Below are 523 nucleotides of genomic sequence, written 5' to 3'. Positions count from 1 at the left end.
GACCTTGGACCAACTGGACCTACAGGTGCTACTGGCGACCTTGGACCAACTGGACCTACAGGTGCTACTGGTGACATCGGACCTGCTGGACCTACGGGTGCTACTGGTGACATCGGACCTGCTGGACCTACGGGTGCTACTGGCGACCTTGGACCAACTGGACCTACGGGTGCTACTGGCGACCTTGGACCAACTGGACCTACGGGTGCTACTGGTGACCTTGGACCAACTGGACCTACAGGTGCTACTGGCGACCTTGGACCAACTGGACCTACAGGTGCTACTGGTGACATCGGACCTGCTGGACCTACGGGTGCTACTGGTGATGTCGGACCAACTGGACCTACGGGTGCTACTGGCGACCTTGGACCAACTGGACCTACGGGTGCTACTGGCGACCTTGGACCAACTGGACCTACAGGTGCTACTGGCGACCTTGGACCAACTGGACCTACAGGTGCTACTGGTGACATCGGACCTGCTGGACCTACGGGTGCTACTGGTGACATCGGACCTGCTGGAC

1 protein-coding gene is annotated in these 523 nt (G+C 59.5%); it reads left to right on the top strand.

Going from position 1 to position 523, the window contains the following annotated elements; all coding sequences use genetic code 11:
• The coding region (locus ACK3CR_RS27035; RefSeq protein WP_488976372.1) for a collagen-like domain-containing protein at positions 1-523 on the top strand (523 nt) is incomplete at both ends.

The organism is Priestia sp. TRM10, assembly GCF_057808375.1.
The sequence above is the reverse complement of the archived record's forward strand: the minus strand, read 5'-3'. Positions and strand labels throughout refer to the sequence as shown.